The organism is Lysinibacillus sp. Bpr_S20 (assembly GCF_023337835.1).
GTDB lineage: Bacteria > Bacillota > Bacilli > Bacillales_A > Planococcaceae > Lysinibacillus.
Genome location: NZ_JALNLQ010000007.1, coordinates 142,118 through 159,894, shown reverse-complemented (window position 1 = coordinate 159,894; position 17,777 = coordinate 142,118). Strand labels below are relative to the sequence as shown.

13 protein-coding genes are annotated in these 17,777 nt (G+C 34.5%); all 13 read left to right on the top strand.

The annotated features are described in order from the left end of the window. Positions 1–135 precede the first annotated feature (135 nt). The 13 genes from MWJ95_RS17425 to MWJ95_RS17365 all read left to right on the top strand — a co-directional run bounded on the left by MWJ95_RS17425 (position 136) and on the right by MWJ95_RS17365 (position 17,207). Positions 136–4,050: a P-loop NTPase gene (locus MWJ95_RS17425; protein ID WP_249106830.1), complete on the top strand. Its 3,915-nt coding sequence runs from the start codon at positions 136–138 to the stop codon at positions 4,048–4,050. A gap of 915 nt (positions 4,051–4,965) precedes the next feature. After that, positions 4,966–6,381, top strand: a complete 1,416-nt coding sequence (locus MWJ95_RS17420; RefSeq protein ID WP_249106829.1) for an FAD-linked oxidase C-terminal domain-containing protein — start codon at positions 4,966–4,968, stop codon at positions 6,379–6,381. Next, positions 6,368–7,699, top strand: coding sequence for a (Fe-S)-binding protein (locus tag MWJ95_RS17415; RefSeq protein ID WP_249106828.1), 1,332 nt, complete (start codon positions 6,368–6,370; stop codon positions 7,697–7,699). Before MWJ95_RS17420 ends, MWJ95_RS17415 begins: the two co-directional genes overlap by 14 nt. 54 nt (positions 7,700–7,753) lie before the next feature. Then, positions 7,754–8,854 (top strand): CdaR family transcriptional regulator, encoded by a 1,101-nt coding sequence (locus MWJ95_RS17410; RefSeq protein ID WP_249074999.1) that lies wholly within the window; start codon positions 7,754–7,756, stop codon positions 8,852–8,854. A 163-nt stretch (positions 8,855–9,017) separates the two neighbouring features. Next, positions 9,018–10,043, top strand: a complete 1,026-nt coding sequence (locus tag MWJ95_RS17405) for a DctP family TRAP transporter solute-binding subunit (protein WP_249106827.1) — start codon at positions 9,018–9,020, stop codon at positions 10,041–10,043. Positions 10,044–10,054: 11 nt separating this feature from the next. Next, on the top strand, positions 10,055–10,552 hold the full coding sequence (locus MWJ95_RS17400) for a TRAP transporter small permease (protein ID WP_249075001.1): 498 nt from the start codon (positions 10,055–10,057) through the stop codon (positions 10,550–10,552). Beyond that, positions 10,549–11,874, top strand: coding sequence for a TRAP transporter large permease (locus MWJ95_RS17395; RefSeq protein WP_249075002.1), 1,326 nt, complete (start codon positions 10,549–10,551; stop codon positions 11,872–11,874). Before MWJ95_RS17400 ends, MWJ95_RS17395 begins: the two co-directional genes overlap by 4 nt. A 17-nt stretch (positions 11,875–11,891) precedes the next feature. Beyond that, positions 11,892–12,638 carry an SDR family NAD(P)-dependent oxidoreductase gene (locus MWJ95_RS17390; RefSeq protein ID WP_249075003.1) on the top strand — a complete coding sequence of 249 codons (747 nt, stop codon included), beginning with the start codon at positions 11,892–11,894 and terminating at the stop codon, positions 12,636–12,638. Further along, a complete protein-coding gene (locus MWJ95_RS17385) occupies positions 12,631–13,107 on the top strand; it encodes a PCC domain-containing protein (protein ID WP_249075004.1) in 477 nt (158 codons plus the stop codon). Before MWJ95_RS17390 ends, MWJ95_RS17385 begins: the two co-directional genes overlap by 8 nt. An 11-nt stretch (positions 13,108–13,118) precedes the next feature. Further along, entirely contained in the window at positions 13,119–14,600 is a 1,482-nt protein-coding gene (locus tag MWJ95_RS17380; protein WP_249106826.1) for a class I adenylate-forming enzyme family protein, read from the top strand. After that, positions 14,597–15,730, top strand: coding sequence for a thiolase C-terminal domain-containing protein (locus tag MWJ95_RS17375; protein WP_249106825.1), 1,134 nt, complete (start codon positions 14,597–14,599; stop codon positions 15,728–15,730). The genes MWJ95_RS17380 and MWJ95_RS17375 overlap by 4 nt, the downstream gene beginning before the upstream one ends. Positions 15,731–15,733: 3 nt before the next feature. After that, the gene (locus MWJ95_RS17370; protein ID WP_249075007.1) at positions 15,734–16,042 is read left to right on the top strand and encodes a Zn-ribbon domain-containing OB-fold protein; all 309 of its coding nucleotides are present in this window, start codon (positions 15,734–15,736) and stop codon (positions 16,040–16,042) included. A 232-nt stretch (positions 16,043–16,274) separates the two neighbouring features. Then, positions 16,275–17,207: a DMT family transporter gene (locus MWJ95_RS17365; protein WP_249106824.1), complete on the top strand. Its 933-nt coding sequence runs from the start codon at positions 16,275–16,277 to the stop codon at positions 17,205–17,207. The last annotated feature ends 570 nt before the right edge of the window (positions 17,208–17,777 follow it).

Sequence of the window (17,777 nt, the reverse complement as noted above, 5' to 3'; positions counted from 1 at the left end):
AAGACATCGACTTATTTGTTTAATAATTTAGTGTAATTTGGATTTTATGTTAAAATTAATATAGTTATTGAATCCTATTTATGAGCAGTTATTATCATAAAATTGTTACCTATATTATATTTATAAGGAGATAAAATGAAAAAACAATCTCAAAATTCAATAAAGAGAATTGAGTCTTCAAGAACTGGCGGACAAATAGCAATGATGGGATATTCCTATCAATTATTATATTCCTTATATCTAACCTTACTCCATGTAAAAAATGAGAATTATGTTAGATTTGAAGGCATCGAAGATATTGATAGTTATCTTGTAGAAGAAAATAAAGAAGGTACTATTTATCATACTCAATTAAAATATTCAACTAATAAACAAGATGCTAGTTTTATGAAGAGTGTCTTAAAAAATTTCTTAGAAATTTATTTATTAGATAAGGATAATGAAGTAAGATTTTTTAAATTAGTTTATAACTTTGATGTAGCAAAAGGGAATTTGGAAAAATTAATTCAGAATAATCTTGATGAAGAAAATATTAAATATTGGAAAAAAATAATTGATACAATTAAAATTGAAAATTTAAATTGGGACTGGAATAAATTCGATTTTAATAAATTTATAAAACAATTAAAGTTTGAGAAAGTCGATAAAGAGTTTTTAGAAAATGAAATTGAAAAATTAATAATCAAGCGTTTTGAAATTCATACATCAAATATAAACCTTTTTTTTAACGGGTTATTTTACACAATTTTTCAAGCTGCCAAGGAACGTGAAAAAATTAATGACAACTTACTAAATACGTTAATTCAAAATATCAAAGAAGACATTCATTTTGGAGAAAAAAATCCCGCAGTACATTGGATATCTAAGATTGACTTTAAGAAGACCTCTCCAGATTATTCCTCTAATTTCTTTGAAGGAAAAAGAGTTACGGTAAATGATATTGTAGCAAATATTCCGATTAGAAGACTGGATCTTGAAAATCAAGTAAGACAATCGATATTTAATAATACTATCACTGTTATTAAATCTTCTAGTGGACAAGGAAAATCTACTCTAGCGTTACAAGCTATGTTTAATTTAAATAAAGATATGACTGTTTATAGAATAGATTGGTGTAAGGATTCTAAAGAAATAAAGCATCTAGTACAATATTTTAAAAATCGTATATCTGTTGGAGAACAAGTACTTATATTAATTGATAATTTAAATGAAGATCATGCAGAATGGAATAAACTAGCGTTTAAATTAAAAGAAGATATTTCTATAAATTATAAAATAGTTATAACTGTTAGAGAAGAAGATTGGAATCAATATGCGGGAGATCAAAGCCAAATAGGTTCATTAAATTTAATTAAGCCTGAATTAACCCCTTACGAAGCTAAAGAAATTTACTACCAATTAAAATCAATTGGTAAAATTCACCCGAACACTAAAAATTGGCAAATAGAGTGGGAGAAAATTGATAAAAGTAGGTTACTTATTGAGTTTATTTATTTAATTACTCAAGGTCATATGATTAGAGAACGTTTAGAAAATCAATTGAATAATTTAAGTAAGATGTCGGATTATTATTTGAAAGTTGAAACACTAAAAATCGTAACTTTAGCAGACGTTTTTGGTATTAAAATTAAAACGAAAGAATTGACTGAATTTTTATGTAATACTTTCGAGATACTTGACATTAATTTTACTTTTAAAAGCTTAGAAAATGAGTATTATTTAAAATTTGAAAATGATACTGAATATATTGAAGGTCTTCATCAAGTGAGGTCTCAACATATTGTTAATATACTATTTGAAAATACTCCATATAGTAATACTTTATTAAGTCTTATTCAAATAGTAGATGACTTTTATATAACTAAACTTTGTTCATATCTTCCATCCTATTTATCATCAGAATTAAAAGAAGAATTTTATGAGAACCTTGCAAATAAAGCTGCTTTAAAGTCATATATATTTATGACAAATATTATTAAAGGATTATTTTCTGGGTCTACTTTGCAATATTACATTGATAATAAATTTGCATTTGATGAAGCAAATGCAAAAGGAGTTTTATTCTTTTTTATAACAGGGCTATTTCCAATTCCTGATAAAACAATGCAAAAATCATTAGAAGATATTTTCGATACTCTAAAGCGAAATGATAAATCTTCAGAAGGAGTAATAAAATTTGAATCTACTTTAAAATCAACACCCAAACTAGAGCTTACATCTACGGATGCTTATATTTTTTCATATTACTTAAACGAAAATTTGTATAATAAAAAGCTAAAAAGAATTAAAACTAGCTTTTCGGACTTATCATATTGGTTATACAGAATTGATAAAAATTTCAACCTTACATGTTATTTAGATATTGAACAAATTTGGACACAGCGTGATAGTTGGAGTTTCCATGACTTAAGTAAATTAATGTTTTTATATTCTAAAACATCCATACAAAAATTCAATGAATTTATTTCTAAAAATAAAGATGAAATATTTTCCTATTTAAAAATTCAAACTGATTCTTTAGAACTTAAAGAAGCAAATAATAATATAATAATAAAATATCTATTATCACCCTTTGATCAACATAATTCGAATAATCTCAGTGTAAACCGAATAGAAGAGATTTGTAGATTTTTACCTATTTACGAAACATATATAACTGAGACAATAAAGTTAGAAATTGATATTTTAAACCAGTACGAATATCACGACGATTCTTCAAAAAAAATACCTTACGAAAATGTGATATTAAAATTTAATACAGATATGACCTCAATCTGGTTAAATACATTACAAGGAATGTACAAAGCTGATTCCATATATCAATGGCAAGAACATTATATTAAACTAAGAAAAATTATTTTAGATTTAATAGAAATATGTATTTCATTTATTACAAAAAGAATAAAGGGAAAAAAACTTGGGCAACAGGAAATAAACGAATTTGTTAAGTTAAAACAATCTTTTGAAAGTCAAACATTAAGAAAAATGATTTTTCCTTCAACTGACTTTAATTCAAAGCATAATAATTCAAGTAATGATTATAAAATTAGTGAAAGTTATTATCATGACTTTCAAATATTTTTAAATGCATTTATCGATCTTTTAACTTTAAAGGATATTTCTCACAAACTAGTGTTAATTAATCTAAAATATTCTATAAATCAGCTTTCTATTATGCATCAAAAGTTTACATTAATATGTTCTAATACTTACTCTTATTTTGATTTAGAGGAATTATACACTTTAGAAATAAACGCTTTTAATAAAATGTATACTTATATTGATTATTTTATAAATAATACACATTTTAATAAGAAGTTTAGTAACTATGAAATTGAATTATGGAAAAGAAATCAGAAGAATCTATTATTGAATAGTATCAAAGGGATTATTAAGTCTATTAATATTGACCATTCAATAAAAGTCCTACCACCTAAAGATATATTTCAAGAAGATATATTTAATGTTCTACCTATTTGTATGCATATAAATGAATTTAAGTCTATGAACTTTTTGGATTTAATTATTACTCTAAATCAATTTAAGAATTTAGATATTTCATTTATAAACATTACTTTTATCGATTCTAACAATAAAATTTTACCAAATAGTTTCAGGGTAGCTATCGACAAAATAAATGATATTGCTGAAAATAAATCTATGACATTTAATCCGTTTCTACCAATACCAATAAATCTTGAAATATTAAAATTACTTGATTTAGATTCAATTAATATAATTAAACAAGACAATAATATAAACGATGATTTACTTTCTATTTTATATCAACTTTGGACCTATAGTGTTATTAGTTCTTATACAATAAAAGTAAACGATTCAAATGAATTATATTTCTTAAACACAAAGTTAATTGCAATAAAAAATAATATAGAAACTGGTCTTTTTAATTCGAATTTTTCAAGTGAATATAAAGATTTTATAACCGAGATACTAAGGTCTGTATTGGATAACAAACTTACTATAGATAACACTATAATTAATAATTTTGTTAATCAGATAATTTCCGAAACGATAGAAGAGCTCAACTAGACAAAATATTTTATCATCTAAATTATTTTTATTTTTTTAGTTAAAAATTATTAAAGGAGTAGAACATGCTATTTAATACTGGTTCTTCAATCTAATTATAATATAGCGAGCTATGCAAAAAGCCTTTTAAACTTTACGTATAGCTCAGTTTTAATTCTCACTATAGAAAGGTTACTTTATCGAATATAATCTAAGTATTTTTTTCCTCTTTCTAAACAAATAACCCAAACTGAATTGTTAGAAGCTAGTTTCCCTGTATGGAGATTTATAATACGGTGTTGACACGTCTGGCTATAATCTGGCTAATAATAATTAGAAGTGCTTGAAAACGTTGATATGACTAGGTTTATAAGCAATTAGTTCAAATCCCCGCCGTTTCCATTTGACGGAATCAAATGATTTCAATGAGTGTCAAAACCCTTTAATGTCAAGGGTCTTGGCACTTTTTTAGTTTCATTTGATTTCACTGAATTTCATTCAAATCTTAACAATTTTGTTGAAAAATCATGAAATAAATATAGAAGAGCTATGATCTGTAAACGAAGATGATAATGTAACTATTTCCGATACAGCGGAAATAGAAGTTTCCATGTTTCCTGCAAAAGAAGAAGGATTTAATCAGGTTTCTTAAAAGAGCATAAAATGGGACTCGGCTCGTTCCTTCAAGGACCGCCAGCGTTAATAAGGCTGATGAGAAAGAAAATTAGTGCCGAACTTTCTCATCGGCCTTTTATAATTTTGTTGAAGTATAGAAAATAGAAGTTGATTGGACTTTGTCCGGCAACTTCTATTTTTTTGGTCTTATAACACAAAAAAAATATAATTTATGTCTCTTTTTTATCTTACAAGACATATGTTTAGAAAATTCCAACAATTAAAATTGTAGTAATAATAACTTAATTCGAGGTGAGCATTATGAATAAAACAGTCATCGAAAAAATTACGCATATTGTTGGTGAAAAATACGTTAAAAGCTCAACTGCGCAGCTCTTAGCTTATTCCTATGATGCAACAGCAAACTTCCAGCGCTTACCTGATCTTGTTATTTCACCAGGGAATGCAGAGGAAATTGCAGAGGTTTTAAAAGTATGTAGTGAATATAAAATTTCAATTATTCCTCGTGGCTCTGGGACGAACCTTGCTGCAGGAACGGTACCTTATGAGGGGGGGGTAGTGATTTTATTTAATAGAATGGATCAAATTTTAAATTTTGATAAGGAAAATTTAACGATTACAGTACAGCCAGGTATTATATCCGAAAATCTTTGTACATTTGTGGAATCACATGGTTTATTTTACCCTCCTGATCCAAGCTCAATGAGAATTTCTACAATTGGTGGCAATGTCAGTGAAAACTCGGGTGGCTTGCGGGGCTTAAAATACGGTGTAACAAAGGATTATGTTAGAGGTCTACAAGTTGTTTTGCCGAACGGAGATATTTTAGAAACAGGTGGCAAACTAGCAAAGGATGTAGCAGGCTATGACCTCACATCATTATTTGTTGGAGCAGAGGGAACATTAGGTGTTGTAACAGCGATTACATTAAAGCTTATCCCGTTGCCACAATATAAAATGACGAGCATTGCATACTTTGAATCTTTGGAGGATGCAGCGCGTACAGTCTCGTCCATTATAGCCAATAAAATTATTCCCGTAACACTAGAATTCCTTGATAAAAAAACCATTATCGCTGTCGAGCAATATATGAGAATAGGTCTTTCAACAGATGTAGAAGCAATGCTATTACTCGAGCAGGATGGTGAAATGTATCAAGTAGAACAGGATGTCAATGAAATGGTACGAATCGCAAAAGACAATGGTGCACTTTTTACACAAATTGCAAAAGATGCGCAGGAGGCGGAGCAAATTAAAATAGCAAGACGTGTAGCTTTATCTGCCTTGGCGAAATTAAAACCGACAGTTATTTTAGAGGATGCAACAGTACCACGATCAGAGCTGGCAAAAATGGTCATGAGTATTAATGATATTTCCGAAAAGTACATGGTCAATATTGCCACATTCGGTCATGCCGGAGACGGAAATTTACACCCTACCTGCTTAACAGACCTACGAGATGAAGATGAAATGCAGCGTGTGGAAGCGGCATTTGAGGGAATTTTTGAGGCAGCATTGACGTTAGGCGGTACGATTACAGGGGAGCACGGTGTAGGTGAAATGAAAGCACCTTATTTAGAATGGAAGATTGGTCCTGTTGGTATCACTGTAATGAAAAACATTAAGCAAGCCTTCGATCCAAACAATATTATGAATCCTGGCAAAATCTTTGCAAAAGAAACGAAGAAAAGAGTGGTGGTAGATGGTGGTAACTAACATACAGCAGCAAATGCAACAATCCTTCGAGACACATGTCGATGAAAATTTATTACTCGACTGTATGAGATGCGGCTTCTGTTTGCCAAGCTGCCCGACATATCTTCATACAGAGCAGGATGAGGCACAATCACCTCGTGGGCGTATTGCTTTAATGAAGGCAGTACGTGATGGAATAGTACCTTTCGATGCATCCGTAGAAAAATCATTTGATTTATGTTTAGGATGTCGTGCATGTGAGCCAGCATGCCCAGCTGGAGTACAGTATGGTGCTTTAATCGAGCAAACTCGTGAGGCGGTACAAGAAGTGAAGCACTCATCCTTCTTAGAAAAAACAACACGCACAATTGTTTTTAATAATCTTTTCGTTAAGCAAAAAAATATGGAGCATGCAGTCAGTCTACTGCATTTTTATCAAAAAACAGGAATGCAAAAAGCTGTTCGAAAAATTGGCTTTTTAAATTTATTCCCAAAGCATTTAAAAACAATGGAGGCATCTTTACCACCTGTTGCAAAAAAGATACAGCCGTTAAAACAGGTAAAAACAGCTGCGATGAAGGTTGCCTTTTTTACAGGCTGTCTAATGGATACACTTTATAAGGAAACAAATGATAAAACTGTATCCTTGCTACAAATGCTTGGTGTGGATGTTATCATTCCAGATAATCAAAATTGCTGTGGGGCTCTGCATGGACATAGTGGAGAGCTAAAGCGTGGTAAGCAAAACTTAATTCTTAATGTTGAGCTATTTGATTCAGATGACTACACTTATATTGTCAATAATGCTGGTGGCTGTGGAGCTTTCTTAAAGGAGTATGAAAAGCATTTACATAGTGATGAACGGTATCGTGAAAAAGCAATTCGATTTTCAAAGAAGACAATTGATATTTCAAGTCTGCTTGTCAAAGCTGGTCTACTAGATTATTTAGCAACCTTGCCACAGCAAGCAAACCAAACGCTTGTGACGTATCAGGATTCCTGCCATTTACGCAATGTCAATAAAGTCTTCAATGAGCCAAGAATGATATTACAGGCGCTACCGAACGTCCACTTTAAAGAGCTACCAAACGCCCATACATGTTGTGGTTCAGCAGGGATATATAATTTGTTGCAGCCTGCATTAGCGGGGGACATTTTGGACGCAAAGATGGCAACGATTAAGGCGCTACAACCGACAGTTATCGTCACAGCCAATCCTGGTTGCTTACTGCAAATTCAAGCGGGTATCCATAAAGCGAAGCTAGAAGTCAGCATGCGAGCCACACATATTGTTGATTTTATCTACAATAGCATAGCAAAATACAGTAAAATATCATGAATATACCGAAAATTCTATATAATCGGTATATTATTCTGCTATGGGGGTGGCACAATGTTTGATTTGCAAATAATTGGAACGAAAATTGTAAGAGAGCTTGGTGAATTGATTGACCAGAATGTTGTTGTAATCGATCATAATGGATTTATTATCGCCAGCACGGACATGTCTAGGGTGAACCAATTTCATGAGGGTGCATTAATAGCCATGAAGAAAAAAGAAGTCATGCATATGACAAAGGAGCTGTCAGTCCAATTAAAGGGTGTGCGTGAGGGGCTTGTCATGCCATTAGTTATTGAAGATACATCGATTGGAGTAATTGGTGTTACTGGACAACCTGTTGAAATAGAAAAGTATGGGAAGCTTGTTCAGAAAATCACACAGTTTTTTGTGGAAGATTTTTTAACGCACCGTAAAAAAGAACGAGAGACCAAAATGTTTGAGCTCTTCCTGCTTGATTTATTAAATGGCCAGGTAAATCAATTGTTGCTAGAACAACGGGCAGAAATGCTAAATATTGATACGGAACTCTACAACCGAATTATTATTATTCAATTGAATAGGAGAATTGATGAGAAGGGGGTGGATTATTTGCGTGCAATTCAAATAATCCATCCTCAATTACATATTTTTCAATGGAGCTTTGATAAGCTAGTGCTGCTTGTCCCGAAAATAACGCGTATTGATTTAGAGCAAACACTTTATTCCTTTAACCGCAAACTTATTAAGCTATATGATGACGATATATTTATAGGCGTCGGCAATTCACATTCCTTCTTTGAGCTAAATGAATCTTATAATGAAGCAAATATAGCGTTAACAGTTGCTATTGAAAATAGACGAATAGTATTTGAAGAGGATTTGAAATTAGAGTTACTATTGTCCGATCTTGATGAACAAAAGGTTGGTAATTTCATCGGAAGAACAATTGGCTCTTTAATAGAGGAAGAAGAATTAATATACAATCTAGAAATGTGGCTAAAAAGTAAAGGGGGCTTACAGGAAATTGCTGATGCCCTTCATATCCATAAAAACACATTAAAATATCGCTTAAAAAAAATAGAAAAGCTTTTAAATATTGATATTAATAATAATGAAAATAAATTGGAATTAATGATTGCTATTTTACTGTTTCGGAAAAGAAAAAGTGTTTAATTAAATAGTTAAAAATGCTGTTATTTGAATAACTTTTATATGTTAGAGACAAAAATCAATCAATTATTTTATAATTTTTTATCCTCTAAGAATATATATTTAGATTTTTCGGAATTATAAAATAATTATTAAGTCTAACATAAAAAGAGTAGGGGGATATTTTATGAAGAAATTTTTTAAAGGGAGAAATCTTCTCTTGGCAATGCTCTTGATAGTTTCAGCAATACTAGCTGCCTGTGGTGGTAGCGGTGGTGGGGATGCTGATGGTAAAGAAAAGTCATATAAATTAAAAATGTCTGTCACTGTATCAGATTCATCAACATGGTATGAGGCAGCAAAAAAACTGGCAGATGATATGGATAAAGAAACAGATGGTCGCATTAAAATTGAAGTATTCACAAATGAACAATTATCTGGGGGAGATTCAGGAAAGGCTGTTGAAGGGTTAGCAAAAGGTTCAATCGATTTAACATTTAACTCTACTATTATTTATTCGATTTTAGATCAACGTTTTGGTGTGGCAAGTGCACCTTTTTTACTGAAGGATCATTCAGAGGTTGATAAAGTGTTTAATGGAGAAGGGGGAGAAAAGCTTAAAGAACTTTTAGCTGAAAAGGGTGTACAAGCTTTAGGCTATGGCGAAAATGGTTTCCGTCAAATAACGAACAGTAAGCATGAAATTAAACTACCAAAAGACTTAAGTGGATTAAAGATTCGTATACCTGGTATTACCATGTACACAGATTTATACCGTTCATTAGGAACAGACCCTGCAACAATGACATTCTCAGAAGTGTTTACAGCGTTACAGCAAGGTACAATTGATGGTCAAGAAAATCCTATTGATGTTATTGCTTCGTCAAAGTTAGAGGAAGTTCAAGATTATTTAACATTGTGGAACTATTCATATGATCCATTAGTGTTAGGTATGAATAAAAAGCTGTATGGTTCTTTAAGTGATGCAGACCGTGAATTATTTGATCGACTAGGAAAAGAGGCAGCTGCTTATCAAGTGAAAATTGCACGCGAAAAAGAAGCATCACAAATTGAAGATTTAAAAGCTAAAGGAATGAATGTTTATATGCCAACAGATGCAGAATTGGCAGCGTTTAAAAAAGCTGTTCAGCCTATTTATGATAAATATACTGATATTTGGGGAGAAGATTTACTGAAAGCGTTTACGCCATAAGGGGGAGACATATGAAATTCTTAGACTACTTTGAAGAGATTATATTAAGCGTTTCATTTGCAGCAATTACATTTATTACATTTGTAAACATCGTTTCTCGCAATTTAGTCAATTTATCCCTTTCTTTTACAGAAGAAATCACAGTTAATTTGTTAGTATTGCTGACATTTGTTGGTACAGCCTTAGGTGTGCGTAGATACGCACACCTTGGTTTTACCTTATTGTTCGATAAAGGGAATAAGCTGACAAAAAAGGTGATTGTAATTATTTCATCAGTAGCGAGTGGTGTATTGTTTGCTGTATTACTTTATTACGGCATTGATATGGTATTGTTCCAAATGCAGATTAATCAAACGACACCAGCCTTAGGGATGCCGCAGTGGATTTTATCTTCTGCATTACCGCTAGGTGCATTACTGTGCTTAATTCGTACAGTTCAAGCAATGATAGAAGAATATAAAGCGGTGAGTAAAGAAGGTAATGGAGCGAAAGGAGATGAGGTAGTATGACAGCATTATTACTTTTTGGCTCCTTTATATTGCTCGTATTTTTAAGGGTACCGATCGCTGCTTCCTTAGCAGTAGCTTCAATGGTAGTACTATTTACATCTCAAGGGCTATCAGGGTTTGAGGCATTAACAGATATTATGTATACGAGTGTGGCAAAGTTTACGCTATTAGCGATTCCATTCTTTATTTTAGCTGGTGTCATTATGGATCATATCGGAATCTCTAAGCGTTTAATTGACTTTGCACAAACATTAGTAGGACATCGTAAAGGTGGCATTGTACTTGTAACGGTAATAGTAGCAATTTTCTTTGCTGCTATTTCAGGATCTGGTCCCGCGACAGTTGCTGCAATTGGAGGTATTCTAATTCCGGCAATGGTGAAAAACGGCTACCGCAAAGAAACTGCTGGAGGATTAGTGGCGAGTGCGGGTGCGATAGGCATTATTATTCCCCCGTCGATTGCCTTCATCATTTTTGCAGTAGTAGCAGGAGATCAAATCCCGATTACGATTAATCGTCTTTTTATGGCTGGGGTTATACCGGGTATTTTAGTTGGGATCGGTTTATTTATCGCTGGGATGTATGTTCGCAAACGTGACATTAAAAAGGGTATTTTTAACGACTCTGTGGAAGCAGCTAGGCAAAAAAGTACAGGAAAAGAACGTTGGGATGCATTTATTAAGGCACTTCCAGGATTAATGATTCCTGTCATTATTTTAGGTGGAATCTATGGAGGGTTTTTTACACCAACAGAAGCGGCAGTTATTGCGGTTGTATATGGACTGGTTGTAGGACTGTTCATTCATCGAAAAGGCTACATAAAAATGATGTATCGTATTTTTATTGAGTCGGCGTTACAAACAGCTGTTGTTATGATCATCGTAAGTGCGGCATCTGTCTTTGCCTATATTGTAACAACAGAACAAATTGCCTCAACTATTTCAAATACTGTTTTAGGTTTAACTGATAATAAAATCATTATTTTACTACTCGTAAATATTATTTTATTAATTGCGGGTGCATTTATTGATGCCATTTCAGCGTTTTATATTTTCGTACCGATATTACTTCCGATTATGTTAATGCTCGATGTAGACCCAGCTGTATTTGGCGTGTTTATGACGATTAACTTAGCAATCGGCTTATTTACACCACCTGTTGGCTTAAATTTATATGTTGCAGCCAGTATGTCAAAGGCTAATATCATTCAAATTTCAAAAGGGGTTGTACCATTTATTGTTGCTTCTATTATCGTCTTATTACTTGTAACATATATACCTTCTCTATCAACATTTTTACCAGATTTATTAAATATTAAATAGCAAAGGGGAAAACTATTATGACATTAAAAGATGATGTAGCGATTGTTACAGGAGCGGCAAGTGGTATTGGACAAGCAGTTGCGGTCCAGCTTTCAAAGGAAGGGGTACATGTTGTTTTAGTTGACTTAAATTCATGTGAGAAGACAATTGAAAAACTAGCACATGACAGCTATTTAGAGTGCTTAGGAGATATTCGTGATGCAGAGTTTGTGAAAGCAACAGTTAATCGCACAGTTGAAAAATATGGAGAGATTCATATTTTGGTGAATAATGCTGGTACATGTAGTCGAAAAAATATTGAAACGATAACGTTCGACGATTGGTCACGTGATCTTGATACGAACTTAAAAGCAGCATTTATGTTTACACAGGCATGTGTTTACCCACATATGAAGGATGCCCAATATGGTCGGATTATTAATATAAGCTCAGTATCAGGTTTAAACGGTGGTGTTACATCTGGAGAAGATGGTACAGGGCGCTCAGGTCCAGCTTATGCTGCATCAAAAGGAGGGGTAATTGCTCTTACGAAATGGGTAGCAAAAGAGCTTGGCCCATTAAATATTACTTGTAACTCTGTGGCACCAGGTGCAACCTTAACAGGTATTACAACAGGGGTTCCATACAATTTAGATCAGCAGGTCATTAAGCGTATTGGCACACCTGATGATATTGCAAGTGCTGTTTTATACTTTGCATCTAGGGAGGCTAGCTATACAACTGCCCAGGTGTTGAAGGTAGATGGAGGGATTAGTATTGGATAATTCTAGTTGGCAAGCTTTGTATGACCGACCTACGGATAGAATTATCGGGAGATTGAAAGCAGGAACGGATTTATTTACTGGGATTAAAGAGGTTTGTTACCACTTTGGTGTAATGGGAGGGCAATTTCAATGCATGGGATCCTTAAAGCAGGCTACCTATGTCCAAGTTCAAAGAGGTGAAAAGAAAGGGACCATCGTTTATTCCCAAAAACGGCAAACTACCTCCCCGGTTGAACTTATTTCCGGTTTAGGCTTTATTGGGGTAGATATAGAAACGAATGATTTAGATATTCATTTCCACGGATCTTTTGTTGATTGTGATCAAAACTTTTCTGGCGGTCATTTTCTTGAAGGAGAAAATGAAATCGCAATTACAGTCGAATTCATACTCTATCCATTAAAAGAGGCTATACCGAAAAGACGTAAGGATGACCAATTCGGGGTTCTAATTTTTCACTTTGAAGAATAGGGGGAAGATAGATGAGTACAATCGGCCAATTAGCATTGAAATCAGCTCGCGCATATCCAGATAAAATAGCAGTTAAATTTAAAGACCGTACTATTTCCTATGCTCAATTAATAGAGCGTGCCTATGCACTAACAGCCTATTTTAAAAGTCTGAACTTACAAAAGGGAGAACGCGTAGGTATCTTAATGTCTAATCGATTAGAGCATATTGAACTTGATGTAGCCGTTTCTTTATATGGTCTAGTTAAAGTACCACTTAATTACCGCTTGCATCCGAAAGAACATGATTATCAGGTTAATGATTCAGCTATGAGCCTAATTATTGGTGAAAAGCCATTGATAGATCCGCTGCAAATTGACTTCCCAATTATTTATTGCGGAGAACCGTATGAGCAAGTGGTTAAACAATTTAAAGGGCAGGCCCATGTAAATGAAGTAGACGAGAATGATACGATGGCCATTATGTATACTTCGGGAACGACAGGCAATCCAAAGGGCGTAATGCTATCACATCGCAATATGGTCAGTGGAGCTCTTTCATTAGCAATGGCATGTGAAGTTGACTATAAGGATATGCTCGGTCATGTTGCACCTTTAACGCACGGGGCAAATTTCTTAAGTCATGTGGCATGGCTCTATGGCTTAACACAAGTCGTATACGATAAATTTGAGCCAGAGCACTTTGTTGATTTATTAGAGCGGGACCGTATTTCAATCATTTTCCTAGTACCAACGATGGTTAACTTAATGATTCAGCACGAGCAGTTCAACCCGCAAAAACTAAGTAACATTAAATCGATTAATATGGCAGGCTCACCCATTGCCGCTGCTAAGTTGCAAGAGGCACTAGCCAAAGTAGGCACAAAATTTGTAGAAACATATGGTCAAGTAGAAGGACCCATGTGTATTTCAATAATGCCACGCGAGGATTTGCCATCTCGGCTTGATTCGTGTGGAAGAGTTGGACCATTTGTTGATGTGAAAATTATTGATGCTGAAGGCAATGAATGTTCAGTAGGTGAAATTGGAGAAATCACAGCAAAGGGCCCACTTATTATGCAAGGCTATTGGAATAATGAAAAGGCTACGGCCGAAACATTGCGTGACGGTTGGCTTCATACAGGCGATTTAGGCAGACTAGATGAGCATGGCTACCTTTATATTGTTGACCGTAAAAAGGAGGTCATCATTTCAGGTGGCGTCAATATTTATCCTCGAGAAGTAGAGGAAGTGTTGAACAAGCATGAATTCGTCAAGGAAACATGTGTGATTGGTATTCCAGATGAAAAATGGGGCGAATCCATCGTCGCATATGTAGTGCCAAACGGGCGTGGACAAATTGAGAAGAATGCATTAATCGAGCTTTGTCAGGAACATTTAGCGAGCTTTAAAAAGCCAAAAGAAATTTACGTAGTTGAGGCGCTACCAAAAAGCTCCTATGGGAAAATTTTAAAACGCGAGCTAGTAAAACAGCATATGGAGGTGACACAATGAGTGTATATGTTCATAGTGTAAGTATGACGAAGTTCGGAAACAGTGAAAATACTTCATTAAAGGATTTAATGCTCGCTGCTAGTCGAGAGGCGTTAGAAGAAGCAAGAGAGTTAAAAATCGATGCAGTTTTTGTTGGTAACTATATGGGTGGTAGCTTAGCCAATCAAGAAATTCTAGGCGCGATTGTAGCCAATGACTTGGGGCTCGGTCCTATTCCTACGGCCAAATTAGAGGGAGCCTGTGCATCAGGTGGTATCGCATTACGCCAAGGTATTCTAGGTATTTTAAGTGGTGAATATGAAAGCGTTTTAGTTGTCGGTGTGGAAAAGATGAAGCATGCATCTACGGCTACTGTAACGCAATTTATTAACTCTGCAATGGATCAGACGACTAACGAACGCTATGCTGGTCTAACTTTCCCAGGATTTTTTGGTGTAGTGGCGAATCGCTATTTCTATGAAACAGGTGCAAATAAATCCCATTTAGCGAAATTAGCGTTAAAAAACCGTGAAAATGCATTACAAAATCCACTAGCTCAATTCCGAAAACCAGCAACACTAGAAGAAATTATGAACGCACGCATGATTACAGATCCACTTGGCTTATTCGATTGTTCACCGATTACGGATGGAGCAGCAGCAGTTGTTTTATCTCGTAAGCCATCTGATATTAAAATATTGGCATCAGCGCAGGCTTCAGGTCCGACGATGATGCAGGATGCCATCGATTTATTATCATTACCAGCAATTCGTATATCAGGTCAGCAAGCCTATGAAAAAGCAGGTGTTAGTCCTGAGGATATCGATATAGTTGAAATTCACGATTGCTTTTCAATGACTGAAATGCTGGCCATTGAAGAGCTCGGTTTTTTCCCGAAATTAGAAGGTTGGCTAGCCATTGAGCAAGGAAAAACGTGCGTGAACGGAGAGAAGCCTGTTAATACAAGCGGAGGTCTTTTATCCAGAGGACATCCTATTGGCGCAACAGGTGTGGCGCAGTTTTACCAATTAGTGCTCCAATTGCGTGGACATGCACCAAACCAGCTAGAAAAACAACCACGATTAGCACTTGCACAAAATTTAGGTGGCACTGGTTCATATTCAGTTGTCCACATATTAGAAAGGGTGTAGCAGATGAAGGTTTATGAATGCTGTGGTGTGGAGTCAGTGACGAAAAAAGTGTATTGCAGCACCTGCCGCCAAGAAATCAAAAACGAACGAGAAGTCCCAGATGAGGGAACCGTTTATAGCTATACAGTCATTCATATTGCACCAGCAGATTACGCCCATTTGGCACCGTATACTGTTGCTCTAGTGCAGCTAAAGGATTCAACTGCCAAACTAACGGTGCGCATTCAAGAAAGTGTGCAAATCGGTGACCCCGTACAGCTTGATCAAATTGCAGATGGAACATACATTTATCAAAAGGTTAGGACTGCTTAAAGAAGGGTATGAAGTATGGTAGGCTGTTTGGAAGGCTATATCTTTCCTGACAGTCTACTTTCTTATGAAAAGCCAATGAATCTTTGGAAAGATTTGTAAAAGGAGGGGATTTCAATTTAGATCTTGCTCAGGTGCTAGGCTGTTGTCCCGATAGCCAAAAATGCGGAAATCATGACAGTAGTTTATTTCGCGAGATTTCTTCTTGCGATTGAATAAAACATGAGGTGATGACTTGGCAAATGCAAAGGTTTATACCATTTTAGTATTCGTTATGTTTCTTTGGGGCATGAATGTTACTTGGCTGAAAGTAATTGTTTCCAATGGAGATCCATTAACGATCCAAACAGCACGCATTTTTCTAGCAGCTATTACAATTTTTATTATTTTAAAGCTAATGAAGCAGCCGCTCTATGTAAAAGGAATGCCATTTAAGTACATATTAATCGGTTGCTTTTTCGGCGTCATTTGTCACCATGTCTTTTTAGCGTATGGTATTGTTCGAACAACTGCCATGAAAACAGCCATTATTAGTGGTTTAAGTCCACTCTTCACAGCACTTATTGTAGTATTATTTAAAGACACTGTTATGACGAAAACAAAATTAATTGGCTTTACACTTGGAGGAGTTGGCGTGCTATTCGCAGTTGTGGACGACATTAACGAGCTGACAAATCTACAGCTAGGTGATTTTCTCGTGTTTATGTCATTCTTTTTACAGGCCTTTAGCTTTATCGCAATTCGTCGAGCAACTAAAATCATTTCTCCCATACTAATGACAGGCTGGATGCTTCTCATTGGTTCATCACTATTACTTGTTTTTACATTTATTACAAGCTTCAGAAGCTACGGAGCATTTTTATCCTTCAGTTCATTCATATGGCTCGTATTTTTCATGTCGGCTATTTTAGCTACTTCTATCGGACATACATTATATAATTTATGTATAAAACACATTGGTGCAGCGGAATCCGCTATTTTTGTGAATTTCAATACCATATTCGCATTAATTGGAGCGGCACTATTTTTACATGAAATCATTACACTGCAGCAATTTATCGGCAGTTTAATTATTACTTTAGGTGTCATCATCGGCACGAGCAATTTAGAAGAAAGATTTCTTCAAAGGAAAAAAAATCGCGATAAACAAGAGTGTTTAGAAAAGTAGGGTAGCTCAACATTTACTGGTCGCGTAAGCTTGTAGCGCTCTGCCTCTACGTAGGGCCAACTTTAGTGGGAACAGTCGATGGCGCCATCTGGGTTTCAAGGTTAGCGTACAGGACGCCTGTTTGTCGGCATAATGTTACGTGAATCGTAAATAGGTAAACTAAGCGCGTAGAAGCTGAAGTATTGGAGTTTCTGGACACGGGTTCGACTCCCGCTGTCTACATACATTAGAAACAAAATAGTTCAAAAAGTGCCAAGTTATTTAAGATATCAAGGGGTTGATGCTTTTTTTGCTTAAAGTACTTAAGCAAATGGTCTTACTGACTGTTTGCTTTAATTGTTGTCTAAAAAAATAGTTTGAACGATAAATGATCTTAGGAGAAACTGCAAAATGTTATGAAGTTTCTATTGATAGAAAATAACTTTCTTAAATCATCAAAAAGCAGAGGATTCACTAGCTATTAGGTCGACATGGTTGAATTTTTTAATCTTGGTGGAATTACATTCAAAAAATTATTTAAACGTATCCTAACAAGTGTTTATTCTTTCTTTTAAATGGGAATGTTACCTC

What these genes read in the sequence shown, in the direction of transcription:
- MWJ95_RS17425 (WP_249106830.1), top strand. Translation starts at nt 136, where the DNA reads ATGAAAAAACAATCTCAAAATTCAATAAAGAGAATTGAGTCTTCAAGA.
- MWJ95_RS17420 (WP_249106829.1), top strand. Translation starts at nt 4,966, where the DNA reads ATGAATAAAACAGTCATCGAAAAAATTACGCATATTGTTGGTGAAAAA.
- MWJ95_RS17415 (WP_249106828.1), top strand. Translation starts at nt 6,368, where the DNA reads ATGGTGGTAACTAACATACAGCAGCAAATGCAACAATCCTTCGAGACA.
- MWJ95_RS17410 (WP_249074999.1), top strand. Translation starts at nt 7,754, where the DNA reads ATGTTTGATTTGCAAATAATTGGAACGAAAATTGTAAGAGAGCTTGGT.
- MWJ95_RS17405 (WP_249106827.1), top strand. Translation starts at nt 9,018, where the DNA reads ATGAAGAAATTTTTTAAAGGGAGAAATCTTCTCTTGGCAATGCTCTTG.
- MWJ95_RS17400 (WP_249075001.1), top strand. Translation starts at nt 10,055, where the DNA reads ATGAAATTCTTAGACTACTTTGAAGAGATTATATTAAGCGTTTCATTT.
- MWJ95_RS17395 (WP_249075002.1), top strand. Translation starts at nt 10,549, where the DNA reads ATGACAGCATTATTACTTTTTGGCTCCTTTATATTGCTCGTATTTTTA.
- MWJ95_RS17390 (WP_249075003.1), top strand. Translation starts at nt 11,892, where the DNA reads ATGACATTAAAAGATGATGTAGCGATTGTTACAGGAGCGGCAAGTGGT.
- MWJ95_RS17380 (WP_249106826.1), top strand. Translation starts at nt 13,119, where the DNA reads ATGAGTACAATCGGCCAATTAGCATTGAAATCAGCTCGCGCATATCCA.
- MWJ95_RS17375 (WP_249106825.1), top strand. Translation starts at nt 14,597, where the DNA reads ATGAGTGTATATGTTCATAGTGTAAGTATGACGAAGTTCGGAAACAGT.
- MWJ95_RS17370 (WP_249075007.1), top strand. Translation starts at nt 15,734, where the DNA reads ATGAAGGTTTATGAATGCTGTGGTGTGGAGTCAGTGACGAAAAAAGTG.